Source organism: Streptomyces sp. NPDC029466 (assembly GCF_055574515.1).
In genome coordinates this window covers 1-18355 of the sequence record NZ_JBVHZH010000029.1, presented here as the reverse complement: position 1 = coordinate 18355, position 18355 = coordinate 1, and the positions used below count along the sequence as shown (strand labels likewise).

9 protein-coding genes are annotated in these 18355 nt (G+C 67.7%); 3 read left to right on the top strand and 6 right to left on the bottom strand.

Going from position 1 to position 18355, the window contains the following annotated elements; genetic code table 11:
• Positions 1-307 precede the first annotated feature (307 nt).
• The 3 genes from ACZ4XD_RS22025 to ACZ4XD_RS22015 all read left to right on the top strand — a co-directional run bounded on the left by ACZ4XD_RS22025 (position 308) and on the right by ACZ4XD_RS22015 (position 4715).
• Positions 308-2503 carry a hypothetical protein gene (locus tag ACZ4XD_RS22025; protein ID WP_468044491.1) on the top strand — a complete coding sequence of 732 codons (2196 nt, stop codon included), beginning with the start codon at positions 308-310 and terminating at the stop codon, positions 2501-2503.
• 186 nt (positions 2504-2689) lie between these two features.
• The gene (locus ACZ4XD_RS22020) at positions 2690-3931 is read left to right on the top strand and encodes a hypothetical protein (protein WP_468044489.1); all 1242 of its coding nucleotides are present in this window, start codon (positions 2690-2692) and stop codon (positions 3929-3931) included.
• Positions 3915-4715, top strand: coding sequence for an alpha-ketoglutarate-dependent dioxygenase AlkB family protein (locus ACZ4XD_RS22015; RefSeq protein WP_468044487.1), 801 nt, complete (start codon positions 3915-3917; stop codon positions 4713-4715). Before ACZ4XD_RS22020 ends, ACZ4XD_RS22015 begins: the two co-directional genes overlap by 17 nt.
• 103 nt (positions 4716-4818) lie before the next feature.
• On the opposite strand, the gene ACZ4XD_RS22010 is transcribed toward ACZ4XD_RS22015, so the two are convergent.
• The 6 genes from ACZ4XD_RS22010 to ACZ4XD_RS21985 all read right to left on the bottom strand — a co-directional run bounded on the left by ACZ4XD_RS22010 (position 4819) and on the right by ACZ4XD_RS21985 (position 18240).
• Positions 4819-7011, bottom strand: a complete 2193-nt coding sequence (locus tag ACZ4XD_RS22010) for an SUKH-4 family immunity protein (protein WP_468044485.1) — start codon at positions 7009-7011, stop codon at positions 4819-4821.
• Positions 7012-7119: 108 nt separating this feature from the next.
• Positions 7120-7752, bottom strand: coding sequence for a hypothetical protein (locus ACZ4XD_RS22005; RefSeq protein ID WP_468044483.1), 633 nt, complete (start codon positions 7750-7752; stop codon positions 7120-7122).
• 7 nt (positions 7753-7759) lie between these two features.
• Positions 7760-14962 (bottom strand): toxin glutamine deamidase domain-containing protein, encoded by a 7203-nt coding sequence (locus tag ACZ4XD_RS22000; protein WP_468044629.1) that lies wholly within the window; start codon positions 14960-14962, stop codon positions 7760-7762.
• Between the two features lie 292 nt (positions 14963-15254).
• Positions 15255-15566 carry a hypothetical protein gene (locus tag ACZ4XD_RS21995; protein WP_244943160.1) on the bottom strand — a complete coding sequence of 104 codons (312 nt, stop codon included), beginning with the start codon at positions 15564-15566 and terminating at the stop codon, positions 15255-15257.
• Positions 15567-15652: 86 nt separating this feature from the next.
• Complete coding sequence (locus tag ACZ4XD_RS21990; RefSeq protein ID WP_468044481.1) at positions 15653-16123, bottom strand: hypothetical protein; 471 nt, start codon at positions 16121-16123, stop codon at positions 15653-15655.
• 254 nt (positions 16124-16377) lie between these two features.
• A complete protein-coding gene (locus ACZ4XD_RS21985) occupies positions 16378-18240 on the bottom strand; it encodes an ATP-binding SpoIIE family protein phosphatase (RefSeq protein ID WP_468044479.1) in 1863 nt (620 codons plus the stop codon).
• Between the last annotated feature and the right edge of the window lie 115 nt (positions 18241-18355).

Genomic DNA, 18355 nt, shown 5'->3' with positions numbered 1-18355 from the left:
GGTGGGATGGGTTTGTTTGCGCCTCCCCTGGTCTTTTTGGGGGTGGTTTCTTTCCCCCCCCCCCCCCCCCCGCCTCTTCGCGTACGTACGCATTCTGTGCCTGCGACCAGTGCACGTCTTGGGAGGAGGAGAATGAGTAGGGCCGACACGATTTGACGGGTTGGCCGAGCGAGGACGACTGGACCGTGGTGCTGCGCCGCGTCGCGACGTCCTCAGCCTGAGAGGATCTGCGCGAAGGCGGTACAGGTGTAGGTGTGCGCGGGCGAGGACGGCCGCGACAGTCAGTACGGGGAGGCAGTACCGGAGCATGGGCCGGCGCTACGAAGTGGACGGTTACACCGTCGAGTTGGACGACGACCTCCGGGTCATCTATCGCAATCCACGCGGTAAGAGTCTTCAGCAGGTACCCGACTGGCTCGCGGACAGCCAAAGCGCGCGCCGGCTGTACCGGCTGCGGCGGGCACTGAAGGAACACCGCGGGCAGGCGCGTGTGCTGGCCGAATCCTGGGCCGCCGCGGGCACGCGCGTGCCCATGGCCCTCGCCGAGTCCGACATCGTGTGGCGCGAGGCACTCGACGACGCCGGGGTGGAACCGGTGGCAGACCCGCCCGCGCCGGATGCCGACGAGACGACGCTGGTCGCGCGGTCGTACGTCCACCCCGACGACCACACCATGACGCTCCTCCTGAACACCCCCTTCGCACGCCACTGGGACGTGCTGCTGGCGGCGCGGGAGGAGTGGGCGCTGACGGACACGTTCGCGACCGGCATCCGGGCTCCGGGAGACAACGGGAGCACCGGGGGCACCGAGGACACCGGGGGCGCCGAGGACACCGAGGACACCGAGGACAGTGAACTCCCGTTCCCCGAGCGGCTGATGGCGGCACACCCCGGCCAGGAACAGGAGGCCCTGGAAGCGGCCTACGCCTTCGGCTGGAGCCTCTGGGGCAGCCCAAGTCTCTACAAGTCCCTCCTGGACAACGCTGTGGAGGACCTGGCCGCGACGGCACCCGGGTTCCTCCCCGCGTTCCTCGACGAACTCGCCGACCTGTGCCTGAAGGAGGGCGGAAAGCACAAGCAGTACGCCACCGGGTACTTCACGCGCGCAAGGAACGCCGAACGTGAGCAGCACACCAAGCCCGACGATCACTGGCTCGACGCCCGCTACGCCACCTTCGCTGACCATGGAGCGCTGGCCAGCGGGGCGGTACGCGCGCGTGCCAAGGAACTGGCCCCCCGAGGCGCGGCGGTCTCAACGGACCAGCTTCGGCGATTCCGCGACGTACTGGTACGACGCGTGCACACGCCCCACGACCTGTATCCGGGCCTGGCCGCTGACCTGCGCAAGGTGGCCCGGGCGGCGGGCGCGAATCCCGAGGCCGAGGTGGCCGCGCTGCTTGAGGGCATCGTGCCGACGATCGGGCTGTGCGCGGGTGACACGGACAAGTTCTGGGTCGACGCCCTGAAGGGGAAGGCCCTGGAGCTGCTGGTCGAGCGACGCCCGGAGACGGTGCACGACGTTCTGCGGCTGGTCCCCGACGACGCGAACAGTGCGGAGGAATGGCTGTCACTGCTCCAACGGAGCGGCGCCCTGGCGCAGTTGACGGGCGAGCGCCCGGGGCTCCCCGCCGGCGAGGCCGCCCGCCTACTGCACAACTGGCTGGCGAGCGAGCCGACGTCGCGTGTGCGCAGTGACGAGCTGTACGACCTGGCGGTGCGCCTCGCCCCGCGCCTGGCGGCGGACGCCGCCCCGGTGCGCCTGCCCTGTCCCGAGCCCGGCCGCATGCGCGCCCTCATCCCACTCGACCTGGCGGACGAACTCCTGGAACACGGGGTTGCGTTGGCGGACCCTCCGCCGCGACTGGGCGGCGCGGGCGTCGCCAACATGCTCGTCCACCGGCGCCCGCACCTGACCCGGCTGCTCGCGGACCCGCGCTTCGCCCGCGAGCTGCGCAACGCCCTCGACGCCGAACTAGAGCTGGTGGGGCTGCCGGAGGCAGGGATTTCGTACCACCATCACTACCGCCCGCATCGCGCCACCGAACTCGGCAGCTGGCAGAGCACCCCCGGCATCTGCCGCACGCCCTTGGGCCGTGAGGCGCTGCACGCCTGGCTGGACCGCCAACGCGCACGCCTGCGCGCAGGCCTCGACCTGAACGGGCTCGTCCGCGTACTCGCCCCATTCGTGCACGTCGGCGGGGTCGTCGACGAGCTGCTCAAGGGCGAGGCGGCGGCGCGGGAGTTCGCGGCTGTGGACGTGGCCGCGCTGGTCCTGGCCGACCTTCCGATCCAGGCCGACCGGCCGGCGGTCGAAGCCCTGATGGCCACGATGCGCCCCAAGGACCTGTTCGGCACCAGGCCCATGCCTGACCTGCGCACACGGATCGACGAGACCCTGCCCGACCTGTCCGAGCCAGAGGCCGCCCATGCCTGGAAGGTGCTTCAGACGGGGGTCAACTGCCAGGAAGGGCTGAGGCGCGTCGTCGCGCGCCTCTCCGACTGATCGGCGTCACTAGTTGTGGGGTACGTACGACCAGGCGGGCTGCTCACCGCCCGCCTCGTCGACTGCTAGCGTTCCGGGGGGCGAGGACATGAACGGGCTACCTTCTCGCTCTTCGGGAGAGGAACTGGCCACCTCGTTCTCCTCGCCGGAGGATTACTCACAAGCGTGGATGGCAGGTAGCGTCGAATGGGCCCAACAGAGACCGCAGAAGCTCGCGTTGATGATTCGAGCAACATCTTGGTCGCGCCGTCTGCGGTGCAGGACCAGGAGTGGGTCAGGGACTTCTTCGGGACCACCATCACGCCCGAGGACCTGGCCTCCGCTTCGCCCGACCTCGTACAAAAGACGGTCTACCTGTGCGGCGACATATCCGGTATCAGCGCCCGTCAACTGAAGCCTGCAGACCGGGTGTTCGTCATCCGGGAGCTTGCACACGGCTACTCCGACGAGGGCGTCGGCGCGCCGTGGCCCCTTCTCGACCTCGGCCGAGTCCCCCTCCGCGTACACGGTGTCGGTGTGTACTACCGACGCTTCTTCGGACCCGGCCTCGACGAATTCGACCGCATCGGTGCGGAGCACACGTTCCAGTCCCTGACAGAGTCCACCAAGCCGGGAACGGCCCGGCGCAGCGGAATCTATCTGACGCCCGTCACACGAGACGGAGACGCGCTGCATTTCCGCCTGCTCCGGTGCTCCACGAATCTTTCGGGGCCCACCGAGAACTTCGGGCCGACCGACACACGTATCGTCGAGGATCTCAATCGCGAGGCCGCCACTGTCTTCCGGGACCAGGCACCGCTCAATCACGTGCTGGCCCAGATATACCACAACACCCTTGCCACGGCGGAGCGCAAGCAGTCCAAGGCCCGGATCTCTGCGCATGCCGACAAGACCAAGGACATGCCCGTCAACGGCATCATGGCCTTCTGCACGTTCTACGACCGGCTCGATCACCTGCGGCCGCTGGCCGAAGACCCCTTCGACTTCGGGAGGAAGGGTGTAAGCGGCCTGACCCGGCTCCACTTCCGCCTCAAGGACCGGGCCGAAGAACTCGGCGACGTCTCGCTCCCCGCGCAATTCATCGTGACGCTCCACCCCGGCTCCGTCTTCTTCATGCCGCTGTCCACCAACCGCCTCTATACGCACGAAATCCGGCCGTCGGCGTTGGACGCCGAACTGATCCCGACCCGGCTGGGATACGTGGTCCGCTGCTCAAGCGCCGAAGCCGTGCACGAGGACGGCCACACCTACCTCAAGGCAGCGGGAGGGGCTAGCGGCCGGGCGCAGCTGAGCCCTCCCACGGAGGCCGGCATGGCCGAGCTGCGCAGGTTGTACGCCGAGGAGAACAGGACCTCGTCCTTCATCGACTACGGCGACGCATTCCTCTTCAGCATGAACACGGGAGACTATATTGCCCCCCGAGCCTAGGATTTCGGACGAAATATTCTTCTGTTCTCTGCCGACTGAAGAGAACCTCTTCGCGGAACTTTCCGCGTCGGTGCGCTGGGAAGATGTAGGAAAAGGCCGGCAAGGCGCCGCACTCACGAAGCTCGACACATCCGGTGGGGTGCCTCTCGTACGTACCACCGCTCAATACGGCAGCGCGACACAGCGTTTCAGGCCGGTGCACAAACGGCTGGCGCAACAGATCCAGGAACGTGCCGAAATTCCGGTCGGCTTCAACAACGCCCTCATCGAGCGGTACACGAACGCATACACGAGGATGGGCAGCCACTCCGACCAGGCCCTTGATCTGGCGGAAGACTCATTCATCGCTGTCTTCTCCTGCTACCGGTACCCCGAATGCGGGCCGCCAAGGAAGCTGATCTTCGAAACAAAGCAGCCCGGTGGCGAGCAGCTCGAGATCCCTCTCGACCACCACGGCATCGTCGCCTTCTCCGTAGCGACGAACCGGCGGCTCAAGCACAGGATCGTGCTGGATGCACCCGACCGGGCGGCGAACAACCAGTGGCTGGGAGTGACGTTTCGTACATCGAAGACCTTTATCCGGTTCAGCGGCGGTCTCCCGTACCTGCCGCAGGGCACGCGGCTCACGTCGGCCGACGAAGAGCAGAGGCGCGACTTCTTCCGAATGCGGCGCCGCGAGAACATAGAAACGGACTTCGTCTACCCCTCGCTGACGTACACCGTCAGCGAAGGAGATCTGATGCCGCCCGATGTACCCGAAGGCGCAATGGACAACCTTCAGTGACGATGTCCATCAAGTCCAACAGGAGATTGATTCCGCCGGTGGCGTCAGCGCGACCAGGGCCGTCCTCGGTCCAGGTGGACCAATAGCAGGTACATGGTCGGCATCACGTGTTGTGGAGTACGTACGACCAGGCGGGCTGCTTACCGCCCGCCTCGTCGACTTCAGCGAGCGCTCCCAGCACCCAGTAGGCGACCTGCTCCCGCTCGGAACTGGCCGGGGGCGCAAGGTCCCGCGTACGCCACCCGGTGACGAACAGCGCGACCATGGTGAGGAAATCTTCGAAGCTGTGCGCGACGGGAAGGCCGGCGAGATGATCCTCGCCCGGCTCCGTGGGAACGCGCAGGACGTGTCCGGTGGGCCCGTCGACGACGAGCTTGCCGCCCATCCACTTGCCGATCTGGAAGAAGGGCCCGCTCTCGGGGACGGGCTCGATTCCCTCGGGCCAGGCGGACAGTTCGTCCAGAGTTCCCATGTCCCAGCCGCCGTACGGGAAGATCCCCATGGCCCCTTCGTTCACGTAGGGCAGACCGAAATCGAGGAGCAGTTCGCGCGTCGCTGCATGGGTGAGTCGATCCGGAAGGTCCTCGTCCGGGATGGGGCAGAGCAGGTCCTCGCCGAAGAGGGGGATGACGTCCTCGTGACTCGGTGCCGGCGCGTCGATCGGACTGCACGGGCCCGCGTCCGTGTAGTCCCCGCTCAGGGGGCGCACCAGGGCGCCCAAGCCGGAGATGTCCACGCCGTCCGCGGGACTGATGGCGATCAGCCCCAAGTCGCCTGCGAAGACGACGACGTCCCCCACGGTCAGCGGCACACAGGGGAGCATGAAAGCGCGCTGGTCGCGTCGGGGGGACGAGGCAGCGAACAGATCTCGCACGCGTGTGGGCGCGGCGGCGTCGCTCCCGGGTGATGCGGGCCAGGTGAGGTCCGCGCGATGCTCCTGCGGAATCTCGTCGTGTTCCCAAGGGTCCGCGACACGCTCCCCCGTCTCCGCGTCCCAGACCGAGACGTACAGCTCCTGTTCCTCAAGCACCGTCCGCTGCTGCAGACCGGCGATGGCGGGTCGACCCTGCCAGCGCACCTCCGTCAGGGCAGCGAACCTCCCGGCCCGCAGAAAGCGCGTGTGATAGCCACCCGGCGGCCGCCACCGTGCCCACTTGGCCCGCCAGGGCAGTGCCACACCAGAGGCGGCGACCGCTGACGCGAACTCGAGATCGTCGCGTGAAAGCGCCATCAACTGCAGCCAGGAAGCCCACTCGGTCTGATGCCGCGGTGTCACTCCCCAGTCCCACAGATGAATGGCGTCGGCGGCGGCCGTGCTTCCGGGGATGAGGTAGGTGATGCTGCGTGCCGCGTCCATGAGTGCCGTTTGCGGCAGATTGGCGATGACACGACCGTCCCGAAGAACTTCGTCGTACGTCCCCGCCTGTACGGCGTGCATGGCGAGCCCAGTGGCCGCGTACAGGCCGACGGCACCGTGCCTGGCCCATCCCTCGGGGTGGCGCATATCCGGTGCCGAGCGCATCAGCCAAGTAGCCACATTCCCATGGACACGTCGGAGTTCGGCGGATTCGGCCTCCCGGCGCAAGGTCTCGGCCAGGCCCTCGTCGACAAAGGAAACCCCGAGCGGCCCGAGCCGAAGAATTCCGGGCTCTTCCCTCGCGAATTCGGTGAGTTCGTCTTCGGATGCCGCTTCACCGGTCAGCGCGGTGACAAGCTGGGCCCAGACGGGGAGAGGCACGACGCGGGGCTCGGCAATGGCCAAGGCCCGCAGGGCGGCCGAGTCCTGGGCCACCGACGGGTCGGTGGCGGGCGCGGAAACCCGGAACACCGCCTGGGGATCGGCCCTCGTAGGCAGCAACCGGGGAACCACATGGACCATCACGGCCAACTTGCCACGCGCCAACTGCCGGAGAGTCCGGGTCACCAACCGCTCGGCCTCGTACGACCGCCGTGTCGGCCCGGCACGGTGGGCATTGACGACCAGTAGCAACCGCTCCTCGGGCCACGCGCCGAGCGCGAAACGCCAGTCCTCCCGCTCGTCCGCGGACAGATCGACTCCGAGCGCCGTGAGGGCCTGCTGCATGAGCTGATCGGCGGTGAGACCGGTGGCGTCGACGACAACACTGCCAGGCACGCGCTCGTGCGTCTCCCGCATGATGGCCGAGGCGTCGTGGCCGTCCGCAAGGGCAAGAAAGGCCACTTGGCCGGCGCGCCCACCCTCACGCCACCACGCGCCGACGCGAGCGGCGACCTCTTCCTCGGGGATTCCGGGGGTGGCGGCGGTTGGCTCGGGCATGATGCCCCTCCCTGGCTTGTGTCGACTCTTCGCAGCAGGGGACGGGTCACGGATACGAACGACGTGCCCCCGCGAGACTCAGAGTGTCACGCGGTCACCCGCACTGCTCTATGCCCCCGACTGCCCGCCGAGGAGTGGGATCGACGAGCGGTCGATGCCCGCAGGCAGCGCAAAGCCCTCACGATAGAAGTCCGGCATGTCAACGTCATCAAGGGCCGCCGCCAGCTGCGGCGTGCTGCCCTCCGGCGAGTCATGGATACTCACGACGTCACCCTCCGGGTTGTACTCGAAGACGTAGTGCAGTTGACCGTCGCTGTCGTAGGAATTCTTCTCGATTTTTTTCAACTGCCGCTGGAGGTCGATCTGTAGCGTCATGAGCGCGGCATCGTAGGTGTTGATTCGCTCCAAGTGGACCAGATAACCGGCAAGATCACCTGAACTCGCGTACCTGCGAGAGACGCTCCAGCGGTAATTACCGATGCACTGAACGGTCAACTGGATTCCGAAGGGGATGCCCGGATGGCGCAACAGGTGATCATCCCTGACGCCCTCCGGGTCGCTCGTCCAGTAATCAACGTGGAAAAGGCTGCCGGCGTCGTAGAATTCGGCGAACAGGGGTGCGCCGGATTCGCTGAACTGGGCCCGCGTGTAATCGCCCTCGTCCAGGGCTTCCTCACGAGCGACCTCTTCCCCGGGGTAGATTCCCCAATCCAGGTAGAAGCGCTGAATTTCGTTGGACACCTAGGCCTCACAATTCCATACTCGGGTACATGGCGTACCTACTGCTTTCCCGCATGACCGAAAAATCGATTCCCGGAAGACCGAATTCTTCAGTCAGTCTATACGCCTCGCTCGCAAAGCTGCGATCCGTTTCGCCAGGGATCCGGTCCAGCAGGAAGCTGGGGACGAAACCCTTGTTGTTGTATCCGCGGAGGTCCTTCCGCAGCTTGCGACTGCCCTCCAACGTGTTGCGATCGATGAGGCCCTGCCTGCACTTCTCCACGTAGGTGTCGAACGCTTCGTCCGACACGAACATGGCGAAGTCGACATCCTTTGCATCCGGCTTTCGCAAGGAAGACCCTTGCACCACGATGCTGCCTTCCGGGAGGCCGAATTCCCGGGCGAGATCTCGCAGTCGAGAGGTGAACTGATCGAATTTCTCTTTGCTCTCGAAGTGGTACGGATAACCCCGAGGTTCGATCTCATTGGACCAGTTTTGCATCTGTTCGATGATATTGGCGTCGGTTATCGGGGCATCCCCTTCCTTTACCTTTTTATTCTTGATAGCGGCCACGTTGACGAAATCCGCGATCTGTAGCGGACTGAGTCCGAGCTCTTGGCCGACACGGAACACCCTGATCAGGTCTCCCGGGATCGACGGGAGGGGTGTGGCGTTGCTGCCCGAGTTCAGAGGGATGAAGCTCTGCGAGCCCGTCAGCGGATCGGTGTAGACGATCCGGCCGTTCTGATTCGTCGCGGTCAGTGGGTGGCTTTGGTTGTTGGTGTCCTGCGTGATGAAGAGCCTTTGAGCGCCGTGGCCCTCGCCGGCAAGCGAGGTTTCCAGCTCGCTGATCGTGGTGCTTTGCTGCTGATGGGGCCGTGAAGTGCTGCCGGTCGTGTCGCGTGCGGCGGTCGCCTCGGGGGTCGACTGGGCCTCCGCCCGCTGCGAATCCGGCCGGTCTGACGAATCCGGCTGGGTTTCGTTGCTTTCCTGGGTTTCGTTGCCCGTCCGGTCGTTGCTCTCCTCTGGGGCGCGCGACGGCGTGCGGTCCGTTCCGGCCGGTTCGGCCGCGGGCGTACGGTCGGAGCCCTCTGGGTCCGCCGGGGGCCTCCGGTCCGTGCCTGCCGGGTCGGCGGGAGCACGTCGGTCCGTGCCCGCCGGGTCCGATGGGGGTGTGCGGTGGGGGTCCATGGGACTGGACGGGCCCGACTGGGGTGCCTGGGTGGGCGGTGCGCTCTGGTCGGGACCTTGCGGTGGAGTGGAGGTCTGCCTCTGGGGGGCCAGAGTGCGCGCCAACTCGTCGACGAATTTCAGGTGCTTGTTGATCTCCGCGTCCTGGATCCGCTGGTTCGGCGTGCGGTACTCGCGGAGCGCGGTCCTGATTTCAGACGGGGTCTTGCCTTCGTCGCTCAGCCTGGCCGGCTCGGCCGCCTTCAGATCCTTGAGGTCCGGGTCCGCTCGATAGGTGGTGCCGTAGTAGACGGGTACACCGTTCATCGCCGTGGACTCGTTGATCGTCTGGCTGCAGTTGGCATGGCCGGTGGGATGATGGGAGACCTTGCCGTCGGGGCCGGTCTTCGTGGTGGTGGGCAGGCCGCAAGGTTCACGTTCGGTGAAGAGACCCTTGATCTTGACCTGCGACTCAGCTGCCCGGTTCGTATTGAGGTCGTCGATCCACTTGAGAATGTGGGACTCGGAGTGCGCCGGGGCGGCGCCGTCCACACCGGCGGGAACCGACGAATCGACGATGAAGTGACTTTCGCCGGTTTTCGGGTCGAAAACCTCGACGACCGCATAGTTCTTGCCGGTGAAGTCGGGCGAATCCACCTCCGCCGCCTCGACCAGCCGCTTGAGGTCCTCGATGTCCTGAGGGAGCGCCCCGCCCGGGAGCACGGCTTCTTCACGTCGCCAGGCAGCCGCTGATTCGTGGAACTTTCCGTCGTTGTACGCGTCGTTGTGCGCGGCCGGGCCCGGGTTCACGCCCACTGCGTTGTTGGCGTGGAAGGACTGGCTGATGCGGGCCATGGCTGCGATCGCGGCGTACCGCTCGCCGTCGTTCATATCCGACCACGCGGGATCGAGATGCTGTCGGAGATCGCTGTCGGTGAAGCTCGTCGACGGCATCGGAATGTTCCGGTGCGCCGCCATCGCAGCCTTGTGGGCGGCCTCGGCCGGACCAAGAACCTGGTTGGCACTGGCGAGCCGCTTCTCCGCCTCGACCCGCTTGGCTTGAGCCGCCTGCCTCGCGGCCTCGGTCTTTGCCCTGGCCTCGGCATTCGTCGCCCTGGTCCGCGCCGCCGTGGCGGCGGAGACTTCCTTCAGAGCCCTGTCATAGTCGTGCCGGGCCGCACGTACCCGCTGTGCCGACTCCGCGTGTTCCTGGCGGCGGGTGATGGAGTCCTGCAGTACGTCGGCCAAGGGCGACCGGGGCGGCTCGCCCTTCGGCTGGGCCCACTGCCGCAGTTGGTCATGGACCGGGTCCAGGCCGATGCGATGGACGTTGCGTGAGGTGCGAAGTTTGCGCTGAGCCTCGTCCGGAGGGAGGTTCGCATGCTTCTGGTCCGCGGATTCCGGGGCGGGGAGGCTCTGGTTGCGCCGCGCGCGAGCTTCCGCGGTGGGGTCGTTGGGATCGGAGGTCGCGCCAGCGGGGCGCTGGGGCGCCGGTGCGTTCTGGCTCTGGGGCTGTGCGGTGGGCTGGTTGGTGGTGTCGATGGGCCGGCGGTTGGCGTCCAACGGGATCGCGAAGACGCCGTTGTTGCCGCTGTGGAGCGGGGTGGTGCTGCTCTGGCCCGTCTGCGGGTCGGCGTAGACGATCTGGCCGCTGTGGTTGACCACGTTCCAGGCGTGGGCACGACCATCGGCGTTCTGGGTGATGATCACGGCCTGGGAGCCGTGGCCCTCGTTGAGGAGGGCGGTCTCCAGGTTGTTGTACGCGTCGCGGCCGTCGCCGAAGTCGTCGAACTCGGCACCCAGGGTGTTCTCGATACGGTCGCGTCCGCCCGGCTCGGGAGTGTCGGCGGGGGTGCCGTCCTCGTTCGGGCTGCGGCGGGCGGCGACCGTGGGGTTGCCCGCGTACGAATCGGCGAACGCCAGCGCACCATCGGGGCAGTTGACGTCGCGGCCGGATTCGTCGGGGTTCTGGCCGCGAATGTCGTCGACCCAAGTGCCCTCACGTGGGTCGGGGGCCTGCTGGAACGAGCCGTCCTCGTTGCGCGGGAACCTCTCCTGCTGCGCGCGGGTGTCGGCGTCGGTGGGGTCGTCGTAGCCATCCGGCGGACCGGAGGGGCGGGTGGCGGTGGACGGGAAGACCGGTTCCCTCGACTCCGGTTGCTGGTCGGACTCTTGAGGGTCCGGGGTTTCCGGGGTTTCCGGGGTGTCGTGGGTGTCCTGGGAATCCTGAGGGGCTTGGGGTTCCTGGCTGTCCTGCGTGTCCTGCGTGTCCTGCGCATTGTCGGGCTGCGGGCTGTCGTGGTCCGTCGCGTCCGAGTCCTGGGGCGCATCCGAGTCCTGGGGCGCATCCGGGTCCCGGTCCGTGGTGGAGTCCGCGTCCGGATCGGTCTCGGATACCTGGTCCGGGTTGGATTCCTGGGTGGTGTTCGTGTCCGGAGAGACGCCCTCGTTCTGCGGTGATGCCGTCTCCGGGGTCGGCGTCGTCTCCGGGGTCGGCGTCATTTCCGGGGCCGGCGTCGTCTCCGGCGTTGTGGAGGATTCCGGGGTCGTCGACGGCGGTGCTGTGTCGGTACTGCCGTCGTTCGCGTTCTGTTCGGAGGTCGAGTGGTCGTTGTCGGAGGGCGCTTCGTCAGGGGACTGCTGAGTGGACGGTGAGGTGGTGGAAGGTCCGTCCGACTCCGCGTCGGCAGTTGACTGATCCGTCGACGAGTCGGGGCCCGGGCTGTTGTTGGTGTCCGGGGTGTTCTGGGTGGACGGTTGAGGCGTCGACGGGGTCAGGAAGTACGGAGTGATCGGATTTCGATTGGCGTCCAGCGGGGTGTAGAAGACCTCTTTGGCGCCCAGGTGAATCGGATTCTCGCTGACGACGCCTGTTTGTGCGTCGACGAACAGGACCTGGCCGTTGTGGTTGACCGCGGCGAAGGCATGGCCGCCACCGCCGGGCCAGTTGACGCCGATCACGGCTGCCGAGCCATGCCCGGCCTGCGACAGCTCGTAGGCGATACGAGCGTACGGGCTGGGATGGTCATCGCCCGCATACGTGCTGGGTGCGCCCGCCCAACGCGCCTGGTTGTCGACCGAGTCGCGCTCCGCGGAAAAGGTGTTCAGGCTGCCGTCCGCATTGAGGTCCAACGTGCGCGGGGCGGACACCGTCGGGCGGCCGAACCATGTCTCGAGGAACGAGCGGGTGCAGTCGGCGCAGTTGTTGGACCGGCCGGGCACCCCCACGCCGCCGTCGTTCTGCAGAGCGGCCCAGTTTCCCTGCCGCGGGTCCGCGTACACCTGCGGGGTGCCGTCGGGGTTCCTCGGGTGGGCGTTCTCAAGGTCCTGCTGGTGGGCAGGGTCGGGTGTGGTCAGGCCTTCGAAGGGGATGTTCAGGTTGCTGCGGATGTCCGCAAGGTTGTCTGCCTGGGGCGGAGGCGGAGGCGCAGTGGGTTGCGTGGGCGCATTGTCGTCAGCGGGGGCCTGGTTCTGGTCGGGCGTCTGGTTGGTGGCGTCCGGCTGCTGAGGGTGCGGCTGTTGGTTGTTCGGTGCCGGCATCCCCTGGTCGTTCGGCGTGGAAGCGGGGGACGCGGCCGGTGACTGCTGGTCCGTCGGACGGTTCGTCGGCTGCTCGCCGCGGTGCGGAGTGGGCGGCGTGGCCGGGCGCCCAGTCGTCTCGGTCCGCGGAGTCTCGGCACGCGGGGTGTCAGTGCGTGGTGGTGTGGTGGGGCGGCTGGGCGTTTCGGTACGCGGTGTGTCGGTGCGCGGCTGCGTGGTCGAGCGGCTCGGTGCCTCGCTGCGCGGCGGCTCGGTGCGCGGCGGCGATGCGGGGCGGTTCTGCTGGGTGTCCCGCGACGGCGTCGTGGGCCTGGTGCTCGGCTGTTCCGTACGCGGCGTGGTGGCGCTGGGCGTGGTGGCCCGCGGTGTCCTCGTGGGGTTGCCTGCCGCCGGCGCCTGGGTCGGGATGGGGCCGGCCGCCGGTGGTGGCATGGCACCAGGGGTCGACGTTGAGGGCGTCGCGGACGACGGGCTTGCCTGCTGCGGGATGCTCGCTTCACCGGGATGCGTACCGGGGGCCGGGGGCGTCGCCGTGGCGACGTTGCCCATGAGGCCCATGTTTTCGTCGTCCGGGTCTTGCGCGGTCGGTGTTGACGGTGTCGGCGCGTGGCCCTGACCAGGGCTGGGGTGTGCGGTGGGCGTGTTGCCGGGCATGGGGCCGCTCGGCATGGTGCCACGGCCGCCGGCCTGGTTCTGGTTCTGGTTGTCGTTGCTGCTGCCGTCGTTGGAGTCGCCCGGCGTGGGGCCCTGGGCCGGTGCGGGCATGGTGGTGACCGAGTCGCGGTCGGCCTGGTGCACGCCCGGTTCGGGGCGGGAGTCGTCGGGAGCCGGGGCCGGTGCGGCCTCGGGCCGGTCTGTCTCCGGCGGCGGGGACGGCATGGGCGCGGGCTCGGCGTTGCGCGGGTCCGGGATCGACGCGCCCTGCTCCGGGGTGTGGACGTCGATGCCGTCCGGGCGGCTCGGGCGAGCGCTGTCCGGAGTGGTGTCCGGCGCCGGGGAGCCATCGACATCCGGCGTGGTGCCCGGGCCCTCGATGGGCGAGGAGTTGGAGGGCATGGACGGCTCGTTGCCCGGTGCCGTGCTCGGCGGAGCCTCCGGTGTGCTGTCCGGACGGGCGGAGTCAGGGGTGGCGTCGGGGGTGGTGTCGGGGGCCGGCCCGCCCTCGACGTCCGGCCTTGTCGTGGTGGACGGCGTGGACGAGTCCGGAGACGAGTCGGGGGTGGACGAGTCGTCGCCCGGAGGACGGCCGATGCTCTCGTTGTAGGCCTGGGTACCCACGTCGAAGGGGCTGGGCGAGTCGGAGCCACGGCTTGGCGAGGGCGAGGACGACGAGGGGTTCGACGAGTCCGGGCTGCCGGTGCTGTCCGTGCTGCTGTGGGACGGCGTACCCGAGGAAGAGGCGGGCGAACTCGAAGCCGACGGGCCATCGGACGACGAGGACGGACTCGACGAAGAGCTGTCCGAACCGCTCGACGGAGACGAGGACGACGGACCGCCGATATCCGGTGCCCTGCGCCCGGAGTCGCCGCTGCTCGAACCCGGCGAACTACTGGAGCTCGGGGAGTTACTCGACGAACTGCTGTCGCTCGGTGACGAGTTGGACGAGCTAGGCGAGTTCGACGAGTTCGACGAGTTCGACGAGTTGGAGGAGCTTGGGGAGTTGTTGGACGAACTGCTGTCGTTGGACGAAGAGCCGTTGGACGAAGAGTCGTTGGAACTGCTGTCGTTCGACGACGAATCGTTGGAGTTCGACGAGCTGTCGTTGCCGGAGTCCGACGAGCCGTCGCTTCCGCTGTTGGTCAGTCCGTCGCGGGCGCCACGCCCCGCGCGGGAGCCGGCGCCGTCGCGCAGGGACTCGCCGAAGGTGGAACCGGAGTTCTTCAGGGCCTCCTTGCCCTCTTCGTAACCCTTCTTGGCGGTGCGGCCCAGGTCGTAGCCCGACTGCTTGCCGAAGTTCTGCTCGACGGTCTGGGCGACCAGGTCGGAGACCATGGCTTCCAGAGCGGAGACAAAGGGTTCCTTGGCGGTCTCCAACACCGCCTGCAAGATCTGTTGGGCTATCTCCTTGAGGAGTTTGCGCAGGATCATCCGGGTGGCGGCGACCGCGCCCATCGCGCCGAGTTCGGACAGCCCCAGAGTGAAGGGAGCGGCGGCCTGGGCCGCGGCGATCTCGATCGCCAGGATGATCAACTGGGCGATCACCGCCACTTTTAGCCCGATGATGAGCATCGCCGCGGCGTCCAGGCAGATGGCGATCAGCTCGGCGCCCTGGCGGGCATCGTCGAAGTAGCCCGAGCCGCCGGAGAACTTCTCCCAGGTCTTGTTGAAGCCCTCGATGGAGTCGCCGGCGCTCTCGGCAAGGACGTTGCCGGCAGCGCTCGCACCACGGGCCTGGAGGCTCTCCACATCAGCGGCGAACTGGCGCCAGGTGTTGGCGCACTCCATCATCTTGTCTTCGTTGCCTGTGGGCCATTCGAAGCCACACATCTCGAGAACCCACTCAAGTGCGTTCGGCAGCATCAAAGCCACGACGTAGTCCCCCGTTGTCGCCCATGTATTTCGTGTTGTTGTCCCGGCCCTGTGGGCCGACCGACCCCATCCGCCTCACCGCCGGCGGAAGGGCCCCGCATCTCTGCTGCTGCCGGAGGCGCCATTCGAAGCCTCGTGAGTGCTCAACCGGCTTGCGTCGGCGCAGAGCTCATGCCCCTGCCAGAGCCTAGCCAACGGCCCTTCAGTTTCCTCAACTCTGTTGTGTCACAGTGCTGTAGCAGGCATCCGACCCAAAGCCCCCACAGCCTTCAGGCGGCCGGTCCTAGCCGTTGGGCCGGCGCAGGCTGCGATACAGCTCGATCGCGGAGTCCGGCGGAAAGTTGGGGACATAGGTGACGGCTCCGTCGCTTTTGGAGATCACCATGTGACTGCCACCCAACGGCGCCTGAGTTCCGGGCGGCGGTGGGGGCATGACGGCGTGGACGAGGAAGCCGATGTCGAACTCCACCACGTACAACGGCGCCGGGTTTCCTTCCAGATCCAGTACTTCGAATCGGGCGCGAGCGGCAGCCAATGCCTCTTCGGCAGTGGTGGGGATGGGCTGTACCGGTTCCGGCGCGTCGGGATGCGACACGGACTCTCTCCAATCAGGGAAGGGGCTACTGCGGGTCAGGGGCGGTCATGCGGCGGTCGCCACACGCCCCCGTGGTGCGGGCCGTGTCACTTGCTCGCGGGCCTCAGAATCCGCACCTCGCCGCCGAACTGGTTCTCCGGCTTCTGCTCCTTGATCAGAGCGTTGTTGAAGTCCTCGTTCTCCTCGTGGTTCTTCGCCATCCGCCCCAGCGCCTTGCCGATTTCGTTGAGCTTGGTGGCAAGGTGCTCCATCGAGTCCGTCATGCCGTCGCGCAGCCCTTCGTAGACCACGCCGAACTTTTCGCCGAGCTCGTCGTCACCCCACGGTGGGGTGCCTTCCTTGTCGCTGAAGGTGGTCAGGCCCTTCCAGGCGTCCTGGGCGACACTTGAGAACGTGGTCTCCTTCGGCGCTTCGCCTCCGCCGCCTCCACCGTCACCCTGCGCAGCCAGGCCCTGTTTCAGCCTGGTGGTCGCCTGGTAGAAATCCCTGCCGATCTCGGAGAAGTTCTTCCCCTCGACCTTCAGCATCTCCGGATTGCTCTTGAACCCGTCGCCCATGACCGCGCCCCCGTTCACCAACCGGCGTCATCGAGCTGCCGGTTCAGTTTCCTGTCGGTGCCAGCGTACCCAGAGGCACTGACAAGCCCTCAACCCCTGGGTGTCACAGTGCTGTCCCGGGAGTGAGAAGGGGCGGGCTACTTCGGGGGCCTCCCCATCGTTCGCCGCTTGGCCGTGCGCCGACGAGACGGCCCGAGCCTCCGCGGGCACGGGCCCTTGGTCCGTCCGCCCACTCCAACCCCCTCCTCAGGGGCTCAGAGGGTGGAGAGTTCCAACCAGGTCGTTTTGCCGCGCCCGGCGGGGGAACTGCCCCAGTCGGCCGCGAGGGCGTCGACGATCAGCAGTCCGCGCCCGGACTCGGCCTCCTTGTTGTCGGCCTCACCGGCGGTGAGGATCTCGGTCGGCACGGGGGGATGCGGATCGCTGTCCCGTACTTCGACACGGAGCCGGTCGGGGTACTGCCGGAGCCGTAGATCCACGTCGCTGTGTGCATGGATGAGGGCGTTGGTGACGACCTCGGAGGCCAGCAACTCCAGGTTGTCCAGCAAGGGCATCAGGTCCCATTGGGTCAGCAGCTCCCGCAGGAAATGGCGTACGTGCGCCACACCGCGCAGATCATGACGCTGGACCGAGGTGCGTGCCACCCGGCGCTGACCACCGGGCTGAGCTCCTTCGTAGCGCATCACCAGCAGTGCGACGTCGTCGGCCTGCTGGGGGCGCGGAGTGCAGTGCTGCGTCAATCGATCCGCCAGCACCTCGACGTCTTTTGTGCAGTTGTCGGCCAGCACACCGGCCAGCCGCTCGACGGCTGCATCCACCCCCAACCGGCGTGTGTCCAGCAGGCCATCGGTGAACAAGGCCACCACCGAGCCCGGCGACAGGAGGATCTCACTCTGCTGATACACGGCATGCGGGTCGACGCCCAACGGCGGTCCCATGGGTGGCTGCGCCTGGACGGTCCGGCCCTGGGCGTCGCTGATCAGCGGCCCCGGGTGGCCGGCGGTGGCCAGGCCGGCGCTTCCGAGCGTCAGGTCCAGCCACAGGCAGCAGCAGGTGGCGTACAGGTCGGTGTCCAATCCCGCGAGCAGATGGTTGCTCCGCTCCAGCACCCGGCCTGGTTCGTGGCCTTCGGCGGCGTAGGCCCGTGTCGCGCTGCGCAGCTGGCCCATGGTGCCTGCTGCTTCCAGGCTGTGGCCCTGCACGTCTCCGATGACGAGCCCGAGGCCGCCGTCGGGCAGCCGGAGGATGTCGTACCAGTCGCCACCCACTTCCGCGCCCTCGTTCGCGGGCAGATACCGGGATGTGGCGACCACCTCGGGCAGGTGGGGCAGGCTGCGGGGCAGCAGGGTGCGTTGCAGGCTCTGTGTGAGGGCGTGCTCGATCTCGTAGGAACGGGCACGTTCCAGGGACAGTCCCACCTGCTCCAGCATGATGACCAGTACGGCCAGTTCCTCGGAGGTGAGGGTACTGCCGGGGGTGTCGAGATCGAGGGTGCAGCAGCCCACCGCTCCGGCGGCGGAGACCAGGGGGAGGTAGGCCCGGCCCTGGAAGTCAGGGGGGTGGCCGGCGTCGGGGTACGCCTTGCGGAACTCACCTTCTGTGGCGAAGAGTTGGGCCTCGGCCTGGGTGATGGTGTCGGTCTCAGGGGTGTGCTCGGACAGCAGCGTGCCCTCGATCTGATGGACCGCCTCCCGTGAGAAGCCCGCGGCGCCCACGACGTGCAGACGGCCCTTCTCGGCGAGGGACAGCATGAGTCCACGTGCACCCAAGGGCCGCACATGGGCCTGTGCCGCCGCGACGATGTCCCGGACGCGGCCTGCCGCGGCCAGCTCGAAGGCGAGCCTGTGCAGTGGGTAGTAGTAGGCGTGACCCGTCAGCAAGCCATCGGCCGGTTCTTCCCGCTGGTCCGGGGCGGCGGCTTCCGGGACGGCCGCGGCCAGCCGGTGGGGGGCGGTGTCTAGGGACGGGTAGACGAACCGCGGGACGCGAGGGGGCTCCAAGGTCGCCCCTTGCTCGGACAGCTTCTCAAGGTCGGCGGCCAGCTCGTCCGCGACCGCCTGCACACACTCCAGGCTCTCTGCGGAGATCTTCCGCGCGGGCGTCCAGCGCAGCGTCACGGCCCCGAACCGGCGCCTTGGGGGGGGGGGGGGGGGGGGGGGGGGAGGGAGGGGGGGGGGGGGGGGGGGGGGGGGGGGGGTGGGGGGGGGGGGGGAGGAGGGCGGCCCCTCGTTG

What these genes read in the sequence shown, in the direction of transcription:
- ACZ4XD_RS21990 (WP_468044481.1), bottom strand. Translation starts at nt 16,123, where the DNA reads ATGGGCGACGGGTTCAAGAGCAATCCGGAGATGCTGAAGGTCGAGGGG.
- ACZ4XD_RS22010 (WP_468044485.1), bottom strand. Translation starts at nt 7,011, where the DNA reads ATGCCCGAGCCAACCGCCGCCACCCCCGGAATCCCCGAGGAAGAGGTC.
- ACZ4XD_RS22020 (WP_468044489.1), top strand. Translation starts at nt 2,690, where the DNA reads ATGGGCCCAACAGAGACCGCAGAAGCTCGCGTTGATGATTCGAGCAAC.
- ACZ4XD_RS22000 (WP_468044629.1), bottom strand. Translation starts at nt 14,962, where the DNA reads ATGCTGCCGAACGCACTTGAGTGGGTTCTCGAGATGTGTGGCTTCGAA.
- ACZ4XD_RS22025 (WP_468044491.1), top strand. Translation starts at nt 308, where the DNA reads ATGGGCCGGCGCTACGAAGTGGACGGTTACACCGTCGAGTTGGACGAC.